General features: G+C 38.1%; 15 protein-coding genes. 1 reads left to right on the top strand and 14 read right to left on the bottom strand.

Annotated features, from left to right (window positions below):
• Positions 1–38 precede the first annotated feature (38 nt).
• The 6 genes from leuD to udk all read right to left on the bottom strand — a co-directional run bounded on the left by leuD (position 39) and on the right by udk (position 5,934).
• Positions 39–629, bottom strand: coding sequence for a 3-isopropylmalate dehydratase small subunit (gene leuD, locus GPZ88_RS07615; RefSeq protein ID WP_166043910.1), 591 nt, complete (start codon positions 627–629; stop codon positions 39–41).
• A 12-nt stretch (positions 630–641) separates the two neighbouring features.
• Positions 642–2,030 carry a 3-isopropylmalate dehydratase large subunit gene (gene leuC, locus GPZ88_RS07610; protein ID WP_074601554.1) on the bottom strand — a complete coding sequence of 463 codons (1,389 nt, stop codon included), beginning with the start codon at positions 2,028–2,030 and terminating at the stop codon, positions 642–644.
• 39 nt (positions 2,031–2,069) lie between these two features.
• Positions 2,070–2,348 (bottom strand): DUF1294 domain-containing protein, encoded by a 279-nt coding sequence (locus tag GPZ88_RS07605; protein ID WP_006532313.1) that lies wholly within the window; start codon positions 2,346–2,348, stop codon positions 2,070–2,072.
• Positions 2,345–3,382 carry a 3-isopropylmalate dehydrogenase gene (gene leuB, locus GPZ88_RS07600; RefSeq protein WP_039697170.1) on the bottom strand — a complete coding sequence of 346 codons (1,038 nt, stop codon included), beginning with the start codon at positions 3,380–3,382 and terminating at the stop codon, positions 2,345–2,347. Before leuB ends, GPZ88_RS07605 begins: the two co-directional genes overlap by 4 nt.
• 45 nt (positions 3,383–3,427) lie before the next feature.
• Positions 3,428–4,993, bottom strand: a complete 1,566-nt coding sequence (locus tag GPZ88_RS07595; RefSeq protein ID WP_074563365.1) for a 2-isopropylmalate synthase — start codon at positions 4,991–4,993, stop codon at positions 3,428–3,430.
• Between the two features lie 308 nt (positions 4,994–5,301).
• Entirely contained in the window at positions 5,302–5,934 is a 633-nt protein-coding gene (gene udk, locus GPZ88_RS07590) for a uridine kinase (protein WP_039697172.1), read from the bottom strand.
• A gap of 154 nt (positions 5,935–6,088) precedes the next feature.
• Between udk and GPZ88_RS07585 the strand changes: the two genes are divergently transcribed.
• Positions 6,089–7,174 (top strand): DEAD/DEAH box helicase, encoded by a 1,086-nt coding sequence (locus GPZ88_RS07585; RefSeq protein ID WP_166043909.1) that lies wholly within the window; start codon positions 6,089–6,091, stop codon positions 7,172–7,174.
• A 40-nt stretch (positions 7,175–7,214) separates the two neighbouring features.
• On the opposite strand, the gene GPZ88_RS07580 is transcribed toward GPZ88_RS07585, so the two are convergent.
• The 8 genes from GPZ88_RS07580 to GPZ88_RS07545 form a co-directional block, all read right to left on the bottom strand.
• Complete coding sequence (locus GPZ88_RS07580; protein ID WP_166043907.1) at positions 7,215–11,789, bottom strand: S8 family serine peptidase; 4,575 nt, start codon at positions 11,787–11,789, stop codon at positions 7,215–7,217.
• A 204-nt stretch (positions 11,790–11,993) separates the two neighbouring features.
• Complete coding sequence (locus GPZ88_RS07575) at positions 11,994–13,637, bottom strand: phosphoenolpyruvate carboxykinase (ATP) (RefSeq protein WP_157628850.1); 1,644 nt, start codon at positions 13,635–13,637, stop codon at positions 11,994–11,996.
• 184 nt (positions 13,638–13,821) lie between these two features.
• Entirely contained in the window at positions 13,822–15,252 is a 1,431-nt protein-coding gene (locus tag GPZ88_RS07570; RefSeq protein ID WP_074563359.1) for an NADP-dependent glyceraldehyde-3-phosphate dehydrogenase, read from the bottom strand.
• 351 nt (positions 15,253–15,603) lie between these two features.
• Positions 15,604–17,337, bottom strand: coding sequence for a phosphoenolpyruvate--protein phosphotransferase (ptsP, locus tag GPZ88_RS07565; protein ID WP_074559642.1), 1,734 nt, complete (start codon positions 17,335–17,337; stop codon positions 15,604–15,606).
• Between the two features lie 4 nt (positions 17,338–17,341).
• Positions 17,342–17,605, bottom strand: coding sequence for a phosphocarrier protein HPr (locus GPZ88_RS07560; protein WP_003064009.1), 264 nt, complete (start codon positions 17,603–17,605; stop codon positions 17,342–17,344).
• Positions 17,606–17,824: 219 nt separating this feature from the next.
• Complete coding sequence (locus GPZ88_RS07555) at positions 17,825–18,625, bottom strand: putative ABC transporter permease (protein ID WP_157628849.1); 801 nt, start codon at positions 18,623–18,625, stop codon at positions 17,825–17,827.
• A 77-nt stretch (positions 18,626–18,702) separates the two neighbouring features.
• Positions 18,703–19,878, bottom strand: a complete 1,176-nt coding sequence (icd, locus tag GPZ88_RS07550; protein WP_157628848.1) for an NADP-dependent isocitrate dehydrogenase — start codon at positions 19,876–19,878, stop codon at positions 18,703–18,705.
• 29 nt (positions 19,879–19,907) lie between these two features.
• Complete coding sequence (locus GPZ88_RS07545) at positions 19,908–21,026, bottom strand: citrate synthase (protein ID WP_074601537.1); 1,119 nt, start codon at positions 21,024–21,026, stop codon at positions 19,908–19,910.

The following is a 21,026-nucleotide window of genomic DNA, read 5'->3' as shown; positions in this document are numbered from 1 at the left end:
TAATGACTGCTTAGTTAGGTTGCCTACTGCTTAATACTTTATTGCCAGTAACTTGGACGATTTTTTTCGTAGGCTGAAATCAATTCTTCATACTGAAGAGTAATCCCGATATCATCAAGACCGAGAACAAGCTTACGTTTCCACTCACTATCGATTTCAAATGGAAATTCGCCAGATGATGATTTGATGACTTGATTTGGCAAATCAATGGTAATTTCTTCTCCTGCAGGTAGCGCAGCTAACTTTTGACGCACTTCCAATGGTTGAACAATGGGAAGCATGCCATTTTTTAATTCATTATTATAATGAATGTCTGAAAACGAACCCGCAATCACACAACGAAAACCATAATCTTCAAGCGCCCAGGCAGCATGTTCACGTGATGACCCTGACCCAAAATTATCTCCAGAAATTAAAATCGTCGCATCACGATATTCAGGCTGATTAAAGATAAAATCAGGATTTTCATCGTAATTATCATTTAAATAACGCCATTCAAAAAGGAGATTTTTTCCGAAACCTTTTTTATCAACAGCTTTTAAAAATTGCTTTGGAATCAGTTGGTCAGTGTCAATATTATCATTCATCAAAGGGACAGACTTCCCTGTATAGACGGTAAATTTTTCCATGGTCTCTCTCCTTTATTCTACTTCTGATAGTTGACGAACATCTACAAATTTACCAGCAATCGCTGCCGCTGCCGCCATGGCAGGACTACAAAGATGTGTACGAGCTCCAAAACCTTGGCGCCCTTCGAAGTTACGGTTACTTGTTGAGGCACAATGTACACCTTCTGGCACATGGTCTGGGTTCATTCCAAGACACATTGAACAGCCTGGCTCACGCCATTCAAAGCCAGCATCCAAGAAAATCTTATCAAGTCCAAGGCGCTCTGCTTCTTTCTTAACCGGTCGAGATCCTGGAACAACGATAGCTGTCAAATTTGGAGAAATGTGTTTTCCTTTGACAATCTTCGCTGCCAATTGAAGATCTGACAATCGAGCATTGGTACAAGAACCGATGAAGACATAACCAAGGTCGATATCTTCAGCTTTCTCACCTGGTTTCATGTCCATGTAGTGATAGGCACGTTCGTCATTCATGTCTTTGATTTCTGGGAATGGTTGACCAAATTCAACACCCATTTCAGGGTTTGTCCCCCAAGTCACCATAGGTGCCAAGTCAGAAACATCGATAGTGATTACCTTGTCGTACTCTGCATCAGGATCAGAAACTAATGTCTTCCAATCTTCTACAGCTTGCTCAAATTTATCACCTTTTGGTGCAGCCTCACGACCTTTCACATAATCAAATGTCTTTTGATCTGGGTTCATCAAGCCCATTTTAGCACCAAATTCAATCGACATATTGGCAATGGTCATGCGTTCATCCATTGAAAGAGCATCAATAGCTTCACCACAATATTCGACCGCATAACCCACGCCAGCATCAACACCGTATTTAGCAATCAAAGCCAAAATAAAGTCTTTTGAATAAACCCCATTTTGTGGTTTTCCGACAAACTCGACCTTCATTTTTTTCGGTTTAACTTGCCAAATGCATTGCGTTGCAAATACATGCTCCACTTCTGATGTCCCAATACCAAAAGCAATGGCTCCAAAAGCGCCATGTGTCGCCGTATGGCTGTCCCCACAGACAATAAATTTACCGGGTTGACTGCGTCCTGTTTCTGGACCAACCATATGAACAATCCCTTGACGTTCGCTTCCGTGTGTTGCTGCGTCAATACCAAATTCTTCAACGTTTCTTGCAAGAGTATCAATTTGATTTTTTGAAATCAAATCACGAATATTGAAAATGTCAACCGTTGGAACATTATGGTCAGTTGTTCCAAATGTTAACTCTGGACGACGCACTTTACGATCAGCATCTCTAAGACCTTGAAAGGCCTGCGGACTTGTTACTTCATGAATATAATGCTGATCAACATACATAAGCTGTGGTTCGCCTTCTTCGCCAGTAATCACATGACGTTCCCAAAGCTTATCAAAAATCGATTTTCCGCTCATATTTTCCTCCACTGTCTTTACTCTTATCTTTTTTAGTATTTAATGCCACACGACTAAAATCCAATAAATAAAAGCAATATCAATAATAATCCCTAAATACCAAGATGCTTTAAAATACCACTTTAATGTTTTATGATGAAATATCTTTCCACCAAGAAAAGCTCCAAGACCACCAAGCAAGATACTTTCCCACAACAATGTCTTTTCAGGAATTCGCCAATGGCCAGACTTAGCTTTTTGTTTATCAACCCCATAAGTGATAAAAACAAAAACATTCCAAAAGATAAAAGCAAGGACTGTATAATCTTTTAAACTCATAGATTTGCAATAATGGCTGCTGTCATTTCTGCTGTTGTTGCCTGACCACCTAGATCACGTGTCAAAATACCTTGGTTAAAGGTCTTGTCGACAGCTTCTTCAATCATTTCTGCCCCAGCAAGTTCCCCGAAACTTTCACGAAGCATCATCGCAACAGACAAAATCATGCTGACTGGATTTGCAATACCTTTGCCAGCAATATCTGGTGCTGAGCCATGAATTGGTTCATAAAGACTTGGCCCATTTTCTGAATGGCTAGCTGAAGGCATTACGCCAAGAGTTCCTGGAAGCACGCTTGATTCATCAGACAAAATATCACCAAATAAATTTTCAGTTACCACAACATCAAAACGTGATGGATTAGTAATCATAATCATGGCTGCGCTATCTACCAATTGGTGTTCCAAAGTCACATCTGGGAATTCTAGCGCCACTTCTTCAGCTACTTTTCGCCATAACTTTGAAGTTGCCAAAACATTTTGTTTGTCAATGCTAGTCACTTTTTTGCCACGAACTTGTGCCAATTCAAAAGCTTTTCGAATGATGCGACGGATTTCTTGAGCAGAATAGTCATTGATATCACGCGCAGCTTCATCTTCTAATTTGTGTTCGCCAAAATAAATGCCACCTGTTAATTCACGAACCACCACAAAATCTACCCCTTCAATGCGTTCAGGTTTTAATGGTGATAAGTGTTTAAGCGCATCAAAAATACGAACAGGACGGATATTAGCAAACAGATTCAATTCTTTACGAATAGCAAGTAAGCCTTGCTCTGGTCGAACTGTTGCATTATCGTATTTTGGTCCACCAATAGCTGCTAACAAAATAGCATCCGCAGCTTTGGCAGCATCCAATGTATCTTTTGGTAGGGGATGACCGCAAGCGTCAATCCCTGCACCACCAAAAGGTTTAGCATCGATATCATAATCAAATCCAATCTTATCAGCAACAGCTTCAAGAACTTCAAGACCTGCTGCCATGATTTCTGGTCCGATACCATCACCAGCCAATGTCACAATTTTTTTAGTCATCCTTGTATCACTCGCAAGAAAATACGTTACTTGCTCTATCCTTTCTTAATCATTTGTTGGCACATCACGGAATGAAACAGCCTTGCCAATTTCTCCCGCATTTTCCTTTTGAACCAAAGCATTAGCATTCACATAAGCAATGGCACCAGCTTTAAGAACATCAAAATCAATACCTGAGGCGTTAAAAATAGTACCTGTATCATCATTCTCGACTGAAACAGATACGCGCGCTTGAGAATCAATACCATCTGTCACGGCATCCATTGTGTAGCTTAGTAGACGAACTTTTTGGTTGAAGAATTTATCAACGGCATTATAAACAGCCTCAACTGAGCCTTTACCATCTGCTGTTACATCAACTTCTTCATCTTCGGCATTAATCATTGTCACCTCAGCAGTAACCGTTTCGTCTGGATTAGACGTCAATTTCAAATCACCAAAATGGAAACCTTCTGGATTTTCGATTTCTGTTCCAGCAACCAAAGCACGGATATCAGCGTCTGTAATTTCTGTTTTCTTATCAGCCAACTTTTTGAATTTACCAAAGAGTGGTTTAATTTCAGCCTCTTCAAACGCAATTTCAAGTTCTTTTAATTTTTCAACAAAAGCATGTCGACCTGAAAGTTTTCCAAGAGGAAGTGAGTTGTGCTTAACCCCAACAAGCTCTGGTGTAATGATTTCATAAGTAAGTGGATTTTTAAGCACACCATCTTGGTGAATCCCTGATTCGTGTGAGAAGGCATTTCCACCAACAACGGCTTTATTTTTAGGAATTGGAATACCTGAGAAGCGAGAAATCAATTCTGAGGTGTTAACTGTTTCATTAAGAACAATATCTGACGTTGCTTGATAGTAATCTTCGCGGATATTAAGAGCTACTGCAACTTCTTCAAGGGCAACGTTACCTGCGCGTTCACCGATACCATTGACCGTACCTTCAATACGTCCTGCACCATTTTTAATAGCAGCAAGTGTGTTAGCTGTTGCCATCCCAAGGTCATCGTGACAGTGCGGACTAAAGATAATTTCACGGTCAGATGTTACATTTTCAATAAGGTATTTGAAAATATGACCAAACTCTTCAGGCGTTGTAAACCCAACAGTATCAGGAATATTAATGTAAGTTGCGCCAGCATCTACCGCTGTTTGAACTACTTGAAGAAGATAATCAAGTTCCGTTCTAGTAGCATCTTCTGGAGAAAATTCTACCACATCAAATTTACTACGCGCATAAGTTACATGTTCTTTGATAATATCAAGAATTTCTTCTTTTGTCTTTTTCAGTTTGTATTCACGGTGAATTGGACTTGTCGCGATGAAGACATGACATTGCGGGTATTTAGCATCTTTCAAAGCTTCATAGCAAGCATCGATATCGGCTTTGACTGAACGAGCCAATCCAGACACCGCTGTTGTTGTCATAGCTTCAGCAATTTGGCGAACAGCTTCAAAAGAATCTGGGCTGGCAGCTGGGAATCCAGCCTCAATTGATGCAATGCCCCATTTTTCAAGTTGCTTAGCAATCGCAACTTTTTCTTTAACTGAAAAATTCACCCCTGGCGTTTGTTCGCCATCACGAAGAGTGGTATCAAGAAATTCAACTTTACGCATAGTAACCTCTTTCTAATTCTAGCAAAAACAATAAGATAAAAATAAAAACATCTCACGGTCAAGCGAGATGTTTTTATCCCGCTTGGTAAGCCAAACAGGACTAATGCTTATGCTGCACTAGCCCTCATTACGCAATAGCAAGACTGTCATTGTTGCGAATGTCATTGACTTATTTTCCCTTCGATGTTTTTCGTTTTTTAACATAATACCCCTTTCTAAGGTAAAAGTCAACAGAATAATCTAAATAAAACAAATTTTCTGAAAATAATTACTAAAAGTAAAAAGAGCTGGATTTTCCAGCCCTTCACTTATTCTTCATTTTCTTTCAAAATTGCAGCAATTTTAGTATTGATAAGGTCGATTGCGACAACATTTGAAGCACCTTCTGGGATGATGATGTCAGCATAACGTTTTGTTGGTTCGATAAATTGGTGGAACATTGGTTTAACCACAGAAGTGTATTGTTCAATAACACTATCAAGGCTACGACCACGTTCTTCCATATCACGTTTGATACGACGGATGATACGGATATCGTCATCAGTATCAACAAAAAGTTTAATATCCATCAAATCACGAAGACGTTTGTCTTCAAGAACCAAGATACCTTCAACGATGATAACATCTTGAGGTTCTTGACGATATGTTTTTTCACTACGAGTGTGTAGTGTGTAGTCGTAAATTGGAATATCTACTGGGCGACCTGCAATCAATTCATTGATGTGTTCAATCATCAAATCAGTATCAAAAGCAAGTGGGTGGTCATAGTTAGTTGATACACGTTCTTCAAAAGTCAAGTGACTTTGATCTTTATAGTAAGAATCGTGTTGAATCATAGCAATTTTTTGATCTTGGAAATTTGCCAAAATTGCTTTAGAAACGCTGGTTTTTCCGCCTCCAGAACCACCAGTCACACCAATAATAATAGGTTTTTTACGCATTTATTACTCCAAATAAAAAATATTTCCTATCTATTCTACTACTTTTTCCAAATTTTTCAAACATTGAAATCCCTTACTTGCCCCTTAAATAAAAAAACTTCGCTTTTTCTATGTTATAATGAAATAAAGATTTAAAACATAGAAAAGGAAAACTATGATTTCACAATTTCCACAAGTATGGCAAGACCAACTAAAAGAAGCAGGCTTTTCTGAACTAACAGACATTCAAAAACAAGTCTTTGAACCAATTTCACAAGGAGATAACCTTCTTGGTATTAGCCCAACTGGTACTGGTAAAACCCTAGCTTATCTCTTTCCCGCACTTCTAAAATTAAAGCCTAAAAAATCTCAGCAATTGCTTATCTTAGCTCCAAATACCGAGTTGGCTGGGCAAATTTTTGAAGTTACAAAAACATGGGCTGAGCCATTAAACCTGTCTACACAACTCTTTATTTCTGGCTCAAGCCAAAAACGTCAAATCGAACGTTTGAAAAAAGGTCCTGAAATTCTTGTCGGAACACCAGGTCGTGTCTTCGAACTCGTTAAACATAAAAAAATCAAAATGATGAACGTTGATACAATCATCTTAGACGAATTTGACGAATTGCTTAGCGATTCACAATATCACTTTGTTGAAAACATCATTCACCGTGTGCCACGCGACCATCAAATGATTTACATGAGCGCAACAGATAAAGTTGATCCTGAAGTTTTAGCAGAAAATACGATTACTATCGATCTTTCTGACCAAAAACTTGACCAGATTGCTCACTACTACATTTCAGTTGACAAGCGTGACCGTGTTGAATTGCTTCGTAAATTCGCAAACATTCCTGATTTTCGTGGTCTCGTCTTCTTCAATAGCCTTTCAGACCTCGGTGCAGCTGAGGAACGCTTACAGTTCAACCGTGCTTCTGCTGTTTCTTTAGCCTCAGATATCAACGTAAAATTCCGTAAAGTCATCCTTGAAAAATTCAAGAATCATGATATCTCACTTCTTCTGGGAACAGATTTGGTGGCACGCGGTATCGATATTGACAATCTTGAATATGTCATCAATTTTGAAGTTGCTCGTGATAAAGAAACTTACACACACCGTGCTGGCCGTACAGGACGTATGGGAAAATCAGGTGTTGTTATCACATTTGTCAGCCACAAAGAAGACTTGAAAAAACTCAAAAAATACGCACCTGTTTCAGAAGTTTATCTTAAAAATCAAAAATTACATTTGAAAAAATAATATCTAAAAATGCATAGCCGTCTAGGCTATGCATTATTTTTTATTCTTGTTTATATTTTCGTTTTTCCCAGATAAGGGAAACACCTCCTAAGATTACAAATCCTAATGAAACTAAGAATGGTTCTGACTGACTAGATGTCGTAGGAAGATAAGCAGTCTCTTTGGATTGTTTAAGTGGCGAAGCAGATTTTCCTGCTAAACCTCGTTTATTAACCCCTAGTGCTACTACCTCTCCTCCTTTCTCACTGGCACTTTGACTTCTCATCGATTGTGGTGGTGTTTCACTCCTAATAACCTCTTTTGGAATGAAATCATTAAACTCAGTTTGAGTAGATGTGGTTTGATTTTCTTTTCCATCAAGCTCAGCTTCTGCCGCTTTTAGGTTAGCTAAGGCAGCATCGACCTCACCTTGAGTTGCTTCTGAGTTGCTCAAAACAGCTTGCGCTTCGACTAAAGCTTGATTATAGGCTGTTTTTGCTGGTTCACTTGCATTTTTATATTTAGCTGATGTGACTTTCAAGACTTTTGATTTGACTGAAAGATTTGAAAGTGCTCGGAAATCTGTTGCCTTTCCATCAAGAGCTTCACGCGCAGATTTCAATTTTTTCAATGTCGCATCAACTTCTTCTTGAGTTACTGAACCTTTTGCAAGCACTAAGTTCGCTTTACGGTGCTGAGTGTCATAAGTGGTACGTGCTGCGACTCCAGCATTGTAATAAGCTGGGTCTTCTTGTTCTGCTTGAAACTGACTATCTTCTTCAGTCAATGCCTTAAAGTCTGTCGTTTTGCCATCTAAAGCTTCAATAGCATCTTGTAATGTTTGAAGTGCTGCATCAACTTCAACTTGTGTGTATTTTCCTGACAAAATGGCTTGCGCGCTTGTCAATGCATCTCGATAAGCTAAGAGTTTTTCTAGTGAAGCATTATAATAACGCGCTTCATTTTCAATACCATTTGTTGCTTGTGTCGCCGCAATCAAAGCAGTTTTATCAATAATACTAAAAGCAATATGATTTTGTTTTCCATAAACAACTGTAAAATGTGGATCCTCATAAAGCTCATAACCAACTGGAAGTGGCAATTCTAATGTGTAGTCTCCAACATATACGTTTTTACCATAATCTTTCTTAGCATATCTTGCTGCTGGAATAACTGTCAGTTTGCCATTTTTATTTGAAATAGAAACTGTTGTACCTTTTGGAAGTTCCTTATCAAAATCAAGTACCAATGCTGCCTGATTACGCGTATGAACATAGAAATTCACTGTTTTGTAACTATCCGCATCTGAAAGCTTAATAATTTGGCTAGTTGGACCAGCTAATTCGGCAGCATCTGTATCATAAAGTGCAAGTTCTACAGTATAATCACCAAATGGCAAATTAACTGTAGATAAATCATTGCCATAATACTTCAAATCAGTGATAACATTACCATCATGGTCTTTGACAATAAACGTATAATCAACATAACTTGCAACATTTGTCTGACCATCAAGAAGGTTGATTGTAACGCGCCCACTTTCATTTCCGACATTGACCAAATCACTAACTTTAGCCGTTTCCGTATTGCCAGCAAAATCTTCTACCACATAGTAAAAATCTTCTAACGAAGCAGCATCAAGCGGCAAAGTAAACGAACCATCTGGATTTTGTTCAAGATAAACAGGAGTGTAATGGTCATCAATATAATAAACACGTCCACGTAAAACGCCTGAACCATCATCTAAAGCTTTTCTAGGATTAAAGTTTTGGCTAACTGCATCATAAGTTGCAGTTGTGATAACTGGATTTTTACGATCGACAATAATATCAAATGCTAAATGTTGAGCTTGTGCACCAATAACGGTTGGATAGTAAGTCAAGACATACTTGTATGAACCATCTGACAAGTCCTTACCGTCCAGATTATCACCATACCAAATCGTTGATGAAAGAGCTGTTGAACCTTTTTCGCTCTTATAATTTTTAACTCCAGAAAAAGTCTCACTTTGCCATAAAGGATGCTCAAAATTGACATCATCTGCTGCATACACCGCAGCGCTAGCATCAGTATAATTTCTTAAAAAGACACCTTTGAAAGCTACGAAATCTTGCTTGCCGTCATTATTTGGTGAGATAGCAAGTCGTGGTGTGCCATTTTCATCCATGTGCAAGACAAAGTCTCCAGCATTATTGGCATAAGTACCAAGAACGATTGGTTTTGAACTATCAGTCGAATTGGTTAGCAGAGCTGTCGTATCATCAGAACTAGAAACTTTATGGTCAGCGTCAATTTCTAGATAAAAACCATTTTTGCCATCAGCCACCAATTTATAGACAGGGTCTTCGACAACAGCTAAATTTTGAAAATCACCTCTAAAGCCAACAAACGGAAGGCTGACAACTTCAGCAAAATCAACTGAATCCAAGAAGCGAACAAAACCTTCAAGATAATAACCACTTGGCATTTCTTTTGTTAATAGCTCAGCAAACTGACGTGCATCAACAGCAATCGTTACTTTCTCAGAACTATTAGCCTTCACAGTAATGGTTCTACCAGCGATAGTTGCCAAGTGTCGTGGTGATAAAGTAATCTTACCATCCTCGACAGCATCTGTTTGAAGATTTGTTTCATAGGTTAATGTCTTATCTTGATCGCTAATGTTATGAATAGTTACATCAAAACTAAAAGTATCTCCAACATTTCCTAGAGTGATACTGCCATAACCGTCATCTCCTGTCAGATATAAACCAGAACTAATGGCTGATGCTGTATCAACTAGCCCTGCTCCTTGTTGGCGTGGCGAACTAAATTCACCTGCTTGTTCATCATAATGCGCTTTAGCATTGCTCATAATCAAAGCTTTTACCAAGTAAGCTATTTCGGCATCTGATTTTTCTGGGTATTTTTCCTTGAGGTACTGCTTAACCAAAGCTACAACACCTGTTACGTGAGGAGCAGCCATACTTGTACCACTCATCAAACCGTATTGACCATCATTAAACGATGAATAAATGCTTCCTCCTGGTGCTGAAACATCAGGTTTTAGCTCACCATCACTTGTCAATCCCCAGCTACTAAAACTTGAAAAACGCCCAGCTTCAATATTATCAAATTTTTCAAGATTACCATTGAAACGAATTTTATAATTACCGTTTGCAAGAGCATTACCAAATTTATATGGAATAAATACGGCTGGAATAGCAACAGCTGTATCATCAAGAGACATGCTGATATTTGCTCCTTGAGGGTCGTTGTTAAAAATAACGACTCCTTCAGCTCCTTGAGCAATAGCGTTAGCAATTTTTTCAGAGAAGGTTAAACCACCACGCTTAATAAGAGCAATTTTTCCTGTTAAATCAACTCCTTGCACTTCTTCTGCTGTACCTGTACCTACGTAGACATAGTCATAATCTCTACCAATTTCAAATTTCTTTTCACTTTTATTTGGGTCAGAAAATGGGCATCTTCCGTAGTTTAATTCCGCATTATTCTCCATCCCAACAAATGTAACAGCTTGACCTCTGGTATAATCGCTATTATAAGATGCAACTGAAATGGCTCCTTTTGCTGTTGAAGGATTGCCAACTAAGCCATAATCAATATTTTCAGCAAAAGGTTTTTGACCATCACCAAATGCCCCATCGTTCCCTGCTGAAATAACAACCGTTACACCTGCTCGTTGGGCTGCTTCAATAGCCTCAAGCAGGCTCTCTTCAATATTTGCTGTTGAACCCGTGGTACTACCGAGGCTTAGATTAATAGAATCAGCTCCAAGCTTAACAGCGTCTTCGATTGCTCTAACATACAATGCCGGACCAGTTGTATTTTTCAAATCTGAAAAGACTCGCAAGAAAATGACTTGTGCTTCTGGAGCAACACCATAAATATACTCATTTCCTGCTTTTTGACTTGGATTACCAGTTGCAATACCTGTTACGTGCATACCGTGAGAATCTTCAATTCCCTCTTTCAAATTGGTATTTCCATCAACGTAATTATAACCAAAAATAACTTTGTCGTTAAACCATTTTCCGTAAGTAATACCTGCTGCAGCTTTAGCTGCATCCATTTCCTCTTGACTCTTGTATTTTGCTTTTGACGGATCTGTGATGTGCAAAACATCGTGATCAACATCCAAACCTGAATCAATGATTGCTACAACAGTTCCTTGACCTTTATAGCCGCTCTCCCAAACCTCTGGAACTTTGATTTGCTCATCTGTATCAATACTTTGTGGAGTTTCTGGTTGTTTAGCTTGACTTTCTTCTTGCTGTGGTGTCGTGTCAAGTGTTTGATTGCTGACAGTACTAATTTTATCTTGAGTGTTGTCAGTCACTTCATTTTCTGCAGGAAGACTTGCTTCTTGATTGTCAGACAAAGTAACATCACCTTGATTAACAGTCTGAGACGAAACTTCTGATGTTTGTTCTGTAGCAAGCTCAACTTGAGTTTCATCTACCGCCTGACTGCTATCAACTACTTGAACAACTTGCTCTGTTCCCACCTGATTAGGCTGTACCGCAGAATTAACCTCATCTGCTGCTACATGCCCCGCTAAGAAGACTGCTCCAATCAGCACAGAAACCAATCCGACCTTGTACTTTCTCAACGAGAAACGTTCTTTTTTACCCATAAATAAACCTCCAAAAAAAGTTTTACATACTGGTTCAACCAATATAAAACACATTAAAACACAAACAAAAAATAAATTCAACATATTTTCTGAAAATTCTATATCTTATGATATTTTTTATTGTTATAAGTACATATAAGTAAATTCTATACCTCACTCAAAAGCATAAAAAATCCTTGAGATTTCTCTCAAGGATTAGAAAAATTATTTCAAATTATTAATGACTTTTTCCAAACGTGAAATAGCTTCAACTGGCAAAGCAAGTTTTGGGTTGTTTTGGTTGAATGAAAGCAAATAATTCAAACGGAACTGCATACGTGAACGGATGAGTTGTTTATACTTGCTGTCAAAATGATGAACAGGGTATTCTGCCAAATCCAAATATTGGAAACCTTCGATTGGTCCAAAATCTTTAAACTCTGCATCACCATCAACTAACTTTTCAATGATACCTAAAGAAACTTCTTTTGGGATACTTTGTCCCATGTAAGTACCTGTGTTGATGATGTAGCAATCCACATCTCCTTCAAATAGTGAACGGAATTTTTGATAATCTTCAACGAGCGGATAAACCCTAAATGGGTTGGCAAATGGTTCGATGACAAGTGTTTGTTTATTTCCTTCAATATTTTCAGCACTTGAACGCTTAGTCATCAAGGTACATCCCATCGTTGCTGCCATGAGAGGGTCATTAACCTTAATCAATGGAGGTAGAGAATCGTCTTTCATAATCCAAAAGATGGCATTAATCGGCTCTTCGATATGGTCAACACGATTTGGTGTCGCAAAACGAGATTTAACCGTTCGACCGTTACCATTTCGGATATCTTCTGTCATCAATTTTTTACGACCATTTTCATCCAAAGTCACCCCGCAGTTTTGAACTGTCACAAAGAAATCTTGTTCAGGATGACCTGTTGGGTAATCATTTGTTTTATCAAAATATGATGGTTCAAGTGCAATTGATGAACCGTCCTTTTCAGAAATGACAAAGGCATCATCGTGCAAAACTTTGATATCATATTTTCCATTATGTTTAGCGTGAGTCAAAGTAGATTTTCCTGAACCTGACAAACCAAAGAATGAAGCTACATAATCCTTCTGACCTTCTTTTCCTTGGAAAATCTTCAAACCACCGTGGCATGACACGTAACCATTACGTGCAGCTGTTCCCCAGGCAAGTGTCAAAGTCGCTTTCTTCAATTCACCAAAATAATTGAGTCCTAAAATAGCTACACAGTTGTGATTAGTATCAAAATAGACCAAACCATCTGGGTAATCTGGATGAGACCATCTTGGATTAAAGAAGACAAAAATATCATCCTCATTGTAAACCTTAGAAACTTTCAAACGATTTTTAAATTCTTCATCTAGAATTTGAAAATTCAATAACCATGAATAGAGATTATTGACTTCTTCTTCTGGCACCATCAAATGGGCGCGTACCATGAATTTTTCATCTAACCCTACAATAGCATCAGCTTTGTAAAATTGACGACGATGCGCTTGATAAACTGCACTTCTAACAATGGATAGCAAACGTTCATCTTCATCTTCGTCTTGGCCAAAAATTCGACGGGCTTTAGCTGTTCGTCCAACGACTGCACCAGAATTTGTTAACAACACACGAGCATAGGAAGGCAGTCCCAATTCCTTAGTATGAATGACAGGCATGTCTAAAATCACTGTACCTGCAGCATTTGAAGCCAACTGGTAAGCTTCTTCCAAGGTTTTAATTGGGTGAACCTGGTTTTCATAAAATGCTGTTTCGACAATAGTTTTTAATGCAGAAAAATACGAACTTGATTTGCGCATTTCTAAAGTTGAAAATTGATTACGTGTTACCATTTTCTACCTCCTATTGTATGGTTAATTTCATTCTACCAAAAAAGTATGCGTTTTCATAATTTAAAGTGTAAAAATATTAGAAAAAAGAAATAATTTCTAAAAATTTACAAAAAAAGAACAACTTCCCTTCCTTCTATTTCTGAAAAAACAAAAAGGCTAGAACAATGTTCTAACCTTTTATCTATTATTTGGCAATATCAAATACAGTAGATTTGACAGTTGTCATAGCTTCAATAGAATATTTCACACCTTGTGTTCCAGCACCAGATTTTTTAGCACCAAGGAATGGGAAGTTATCTGTACCACGTTGTGTTTTGTTGTTAATGTGAACAGTACCCACTTCAAGTTGTTCAGCAATCTTGAATGCCAATGGGAAATTGTTTGTAAATACAGAAGCTTGAAGACCATATTCAGATTTATTTGAGATTTCGATAGCCTCTTCAACTGAGTTTACACGGATAAATGGAAGGACTGGACCAAATGGTTCTTCCCAAGCCAAGCGCATGTCAGTTGTTACATTATCAAACAATACTGGGCTGATAAGGTTACCTTCACGTTTGAATGAGATAACTTCTTTAGCACCTTTTTCTTGAGCATCTTTGATAAGACCTTCAACATAGTCAGCAGCTTTTGTATCGATAAGTGGAGTGATATCAGCGTTATCTTCTGGCATACCAACAGTCAAGTCGTTAACAAGTGCAGAAACTTTTTCAACTAATTTGTCAGCAATGCTATCCATAACAAGAACACGTTTTACAGCTGTACAACGTTGTCCTGAGTATCCATAAGCACCAGCAACGATGTTTTTAGCAGCCAAGTCAAGGTCAGCATCTTCAAGAATGATAGCTGAATCTTTACCACCAAGTTCAAGCATGATTGGACGCATACCAGCCAAATGACCAATGTGTTCACCAACTGGTGTTGAACCAGTGAAGTTGATATAGTTAACAGCTTCGTGTTCTACAATATAGTCACCGATAACAGAACCACGTCCAGTAATTGTGTTAAATACACCTGCAGGAAGTCCAGCTTCAGCAAATGCTTCAGCTAAAAGAAGACCTGAGATAGAACCTTGCGTAGGTGGTTTAAGGGCAACAACGTTCCCTGAAATAAGGGCAGGAGCAATCTTAGAACCTGCAAGGTTGATTGGGTAGTTAAATGGTGAAATAGCAAGCACCAAACCTACTGGTTCGCGACGAACGATAGCGATTTTTTTCTTGCTTGCTGGATCAAAGCTACCACCTTCAAGAACTTCACCTTCAAGACGAACGCCTTCTTCAGCAGCATAGTTAATGATTTCAGCAGTACGAATAACTTCACCGACAGCTGATTTGTAACCTTTAGCGATTTCTTTAGAAAGAACAGCACCAATTTTTTCAGCATCACGCATCAAAATATCAGCTGCTTTGTGAAGGTATTCAGCACGTTCTACATATGAAAGTGCACGCCATGCTTTTTGAGCAGCTTTGGCTGATGCATAGACGTAGTCTACTTCTTCTTGGCTCATTGCAGGAACAGAACCAAGTTCTTCACCAGTTGCGGGAGCGTAAATTTTGATTTCTTCTTTAGAAAGTTTCCACTCACCGTTGACGTAATTTTTATATTGTTTAGTCAAGCGATATCTCCTTTTAAATGTGATAACTCCATTTTATCACTTTTTTAGCTTTTTTCAATATTTTAACACGAAAAAATTCTGAAAATTTAGACAAAAACTTTGTACCGTCAAATAGTTATAATTATAAAATATCTAACAAAATGAGAAAAGTTCTCTAATTCCTACATATGTTTTGCTATAATCAGAATTTAGAGAATTTTTCCAATTGATAAAAATTTTGTTTTTATAATTTTTTTGTATATTTTTCCATTAGAAAAAACAATAACATTTCAAATGAATTCAATTAGGAGTTCCTGATTTTTAACATCAAAAAAAGCTTTTAACATTACGTTAAAAGCTTTCTCATGTTAATTAGTCAACATTAACATATTCTTTGCTAAGCTCAAGAACTTCTTCCATTGTTGAGCATTCTGTAAGAGCGCGGTTAGCGTATTCTTGCATTTTAGCAGTGTCAAGTTTCTTCATCAAGCTACGTGTACGAAGAATTGATGTAGCTGACATAGAGAACTCGTCAAGCCCCATTCCGACAAGAAGTGGAACAGCTTTTTGGTCACCGGCCATTTCACCACACATACCAGCCCATTTACCTTCAGCGTGAGCTGCTTTGATAACGTTGTTAATCAAACGAAGGATTGATGGGTTGTATGGTTGGTAAAGGTATGAAACTTGTTCGTTCATACGGTCAGCAGCCATTGTGTATTGGATAAGGTCGTTTGTTCCGATTGAGAAGAAGTCAACTTCTTTCGCAAATTGGTCAGCAAGCATAGCTGCAGCTGGAATTTCAATCATGATACCAACTTGGATATCATCTGAAACGGCAACACCTTCAGCTTTAAGGTTTGCTTTTTCTTCATCAAAGATTGCTTTAGCAGCACGGAATTCTTTAAGAAGAGCAACCATTGGGAACATGATACGAAGTTGTCCGTGTACAGATGCACGAAGAAGTGCACGGATTTGTGTACGGAACATTGCATTTCCTGTTTCTGAGATAGAAATACGAAGTGCACGGAATCCAAGGAATGGGTTCATTTCTTTTGGAAGGTCGAAGTAAGGAAGTTCTTTATCCCCACCAATATCCATTGTACGAACCACAACTGGTTTACCATTCATGCCTTCAAGAACAGCCTTGTATGCTTCATATTGTTCATCTTCAGTTGGGAAGTCTTGTGAATCCATGTACAAGAATTCTGTACGGTAAAGACCAACTGCTTCTGCACCATTAGCATTAACACCTTCAACGTCTTTAGGTGTACCAATGTTAGCTGCCAATTCGAAGTGTTTACCATCTGCTGTTACTGTTTTAGCATCTTTAAGAAGAGCCCATTCAGCTTTTTGTTTAGCATATGCTTCACCAGCAGCTTTAAATTCAGCAACTTGTTCATCTGTTGGGTTGATGATCACTTCACCAGTGATACCGTTTACAGCAACGATATCGCCATCTTTAACACGGCTAGTGATATCGTTTGTTCCAAGAACAGCGGCAATTTCAAGTGTACGAGCCATGATAGCTGAGTGACTTGTACGTCCACCAATGTTTGTAACAAAGGCTTTAACAAATTGTTTGTTCAATTGGGCAGTATCAGAAGGTGTCAAATCGTGTGCAATAACGATTGATTCTTCATCAATTGTAGCAGGGTTTGGAAGTTTAGCACCAAGAAGGTGAGCCAATACACGTTTAGCAACGTCGCGGATATCTGCGGCACGTTCTTGCATGTATGGGTTATCTTCCATTCCTTCAAAGATAGTGATGAACATGTCAGTCACTTCTTTAAGTCCTGCTTCTGCGTTAGTTTGTTTTGCACGAATAGTTTCTTTAATTTGGCTGATCATTTCTGGGTCAGCAAGAACCATTAAATGTGCGTCAAATACGGCAGCTGCTTCTTCGCCAAGTGTTTCTACTGCTTTTTCACGTATAATAGAAAGCTCGTCTTGTGATGCTTTCAATGCGGCATCTAGGCGAGCTTCCTCTGCACTTGTATCTTCAACTGTAACAGTTTCAAATGACAAATCAGGTTGAACGAGTAGATACGCTTTAGCAACAGCAACACCATCAGATGCGGCAATTCCTTTAAGCATTTCTGTCATTTTCTTAAGCCAATCCTTCTTTTGTCATTGTTTCTTCGATTGCTGCAAGTGCGTCATCAGCGTCAGCACCTTCAGCAGAGATAGTTACGTCAGCACCTTGACCAACACCAAGACTCATAACACCCATGATTGATTTAAGGTTTACTGCTTTACCTTTGTAGTCAAGAGTGATGTCTGAAGCGAATTTGCTAGCTGTTTGAACAAGCAAAGTAGCTGGACGTGCGTGAATACCTGTTTCTGCAACAATGTGAAAATCTTTTGAAGCCATATTATGGTTCTCCTTTTATTTGTGTTTTTTCGGATTACCTTATGATAACCCTTACAAGCTATGATTATAGCATAAACCCTTTTTTATTTCAATAGTTACACACCTTGTATGCGCCTTCTTTTTTGAAAAATTAAGGAAAAACGGCACTTTCAGGCTGTAAAATTACCTGTTTTTTTCAAAAATAAATAGAAACAAGTTGAACTCGCTTCCATTTATTGATTAATCTTTCTTTTCAGCTTTTTTCTTTTTTAGGGCTGCTGTTTGTTTACGAATTTCATTAAAGAATGGTGCTGTTGTCAAGCTAAGATTTTTATAGTTCCGCAACATACGACGTTGGTTAAAACGAAATGGCTGAACACCCTTAACTTTTAAATTCTCATTTAGCTGAAGTCTAAATTTCTCCAAACGTTTGCTGAAAGCTTCTCTTTGTTTAGTCCAGTCGTCAAATTCTGTTTTAACAGATCGAAGCAATCTTTCCTGTTCAGAGCGAACATATTTTTCAACCGTTGCTGCAGCTTGTTGAAATTTCACAGTATCCATAACTGTCCAAATCAAATCCGCTGTCATGATAGAAACAATCACTAGGGCAAACCAGCCATTCAAACGATTGATAACAGCCATGACCGTTGGCTGGACAAATTTAACAAGTATCAAAATACTAACTCCCCAAAAAAGTGAAATTTCAGGAGCAATCCAACCTTTAACATTACCAAATAAATGGCTATAATCCCAAAGTTTCATATGAAAGAAGTTCTCCAAAAACCAGCCAGCCAGAAATTCAAAAATCGTCGCAATGAGCATGCCACTGATAAAAAGTCCTAGTAGATTGTTTTGAAATGGTTTTGTGCCGATTAAAACCGTCGCCACCGCAAAGCCATAAACTGGACAATAAGGCCCAGCTAAGAAACCACGATAAGCAAACTTTTTATCACGAATGGAGCAATAAATGGTTTCCCATAGCCAACCGATAAATGAATAAATAAAAAATAGAAAAATAATATCCGTTATAGAATAGCCCATAAAACGCCAACCTCTAAATTTCAAACTATTCTCATTATAACAAAAAACCTAGAACAAGACTTGTTCTAGGCGAGCTTTTACATATTTTCAATAAGTTTAGCTGCAAATTCACTTGTTGAGCAAGCGGCTTTTCCTTGCGCCAAATCTGCTGTAAATTGACCTTTGGCAAAAGTTGTTTCAATTGCTTGAGAAATCAAGCTGGCAACTTCTGTCCATCCGATATAATCAAACAACATACAACCAGATAAAAGAACAGAACATGGATTAGCAATGTCTTTTCCAGCAATATCAGGAGCTGTTCCGTGAGTTGCTTCAAAGATTGCATGTCCAGTTACGTAGTTGATATTAGCACCAGGTGAGATTCCGATACCACCAACTTGAGCAGCAAGAGCATCACTCGCATAGTCACCGTTTAAGTTTGTCAAAGCGACAACATCAAATTTTTCAGGATTTAGTAGGATTTGTTGCAAGAAGTTATCGGCAATGATGTCATTCATAACCAATTTCCCACTTGCCAATTCATCAGCATATTCACGTTCTGCAAGTTCGTAACCCCATTTACGGAAGCCGCCTTCGGTAAATTTTTGAATATTTCCTTTGTGAACAATTGTGACGTTTGTTAGTTGATTAGCAAGAGCGTATTCAATTGCAGAACGAATCAAACGTTCACTACCTTCTTTTGAGATAGGTTTGATACCAATGCTACTTGTTTCAGGAAAACGAATCTTGCTGACAGACATTTCATTTTGCAAGAATTCAATGACTTTTTTCACTTCTGCTGTACCAGCTTCCCATTCAATCCCTGCATAAATATCTTCTGTATTTTCACGGAAAATCGTAATACTTGTTTTTTCTGGTTCTTTAAGCGGGCTTTCAATTCCTTTGAAATAGCGAACTGGGCGAACACAAGCATACAAATCCAATTCTTGGCGAAGTGTAACATTTAACGAACGAATCCCACCACCAACTGGTGTTTCTAGAGGACCTTTAATAGCAATCAAATCTTCTTTAATCGTATCAAGCGTTTCTTCTGGTAACCATTTCCCAGTTGCTTCATGCGCTTTTTTACCAGCTAAAAGTTCATGCCATTCAACTTTCTTTTGACCTTGATAAGCTTTTTCAACAGCAGCATCAAAGACAGCACGCGCATTCTTCCAAATGTCACGTCCAACACCATCCCCTTCAATAAAAGGGATAATTGGATGATTAGAAACGACCAATTGGCCATTTTCTAAAGTGATTTTATCAGCCATAATTTTCCTTTTTCCTTTCGTAATCTTTTTTAACGATCTTCAAGTGGAACATATTTCAAACCAAGTTCACCTTTATAACGAGAACGTGGACGAATCAATTTATTATGTTTTTGTTGTTCTTGAATATGAGCAATCCAACCAGCAACACGACTCATGGCAAAAATCAAGGTAAAGATTGAACTATCAATACCAAGCACATGATAAACTGTCGCTGAATAGAAATCGACATTTGGAATCAAACCTTTAGTATGTTTCATGTAATCTTCAATTTCACGAGACAAGTCAAACCAAATTTCATTTTCAGTTCCTTCTGTTAAAGCTTGAGCCATTTCACGAAGATATTTTTCACGTGGGTCTTGTGTTTTATAAACGCGGTGGCCAAATCCCATAATTTTTTCTTGTGAATCAAGTTTTTCTTTTAGATAAGCTTTAGTATCACCCATTTCACGGATTTCAGTCAGCATGTCGAAAACACGTTCATTAGCGCCACCGTGAAGAGGTCCTTTAAGGGTACCAATCGCTGTTGTTACACAAGAATAAATATCAGCCAAAGTTGAGGCACAAACACGAGCGGCAAATGTTGAGGCATTTAATTCATGATCAGCATGTAAAACCAAAGCTCGATTTAAAGCTTTAACTTGCAATTCTGTTGGTTCTTCACCATTTAGCATATAAAGGAAATTGGCGGCAAAGCACAAGTCCTTGCGTGGTGCTACTGGTGTTTTTCCTTCACGCAAACGAGCAAAAGCTGCAATAATCGTTGGCATTTTTGCCATTAATTGAATAGATTGTTCGTAAGTTGCTTCTTCTGAGTTATCTTCTGCATTAACGTTGTAAACACCTAGCAAGCTAACTGTTGAACGAAGAACACTCATCGGATGCAAATGATTACGTGATTGAATCATAATACATTGCACAACAGCGTCACTGATTTCATAGTTATCACGAAGTAATTTTACAAAATCATCAAGCTCTGTTTTATTTGGCAAATGAAGGTTCCAAAGAAGGTAAATCACTTCTTCGAAACTAGCATCATTGTCCATCAATTCTGAAATATTGTAACCTGCATAAGATAAATTATCATTAATAATCGAACTAATACGGGTATTACAGGCGATTAAATCTTTTAATCCACTTGATCCTGTCAT

It is taken from the genome of Streptococcus ruminicola (assembly GCF_011387195.1).
Lineage (GTDB): Bacteria > Bacillota > Bacilli > Lactobacillales > Streptococcaceae > Streptococcus > Streptococcus ruminicola.
Note: the sequence above shows the minus strand (reverse complement) of the source record. Positions and strands in the feature narration are given on the sequence as shown.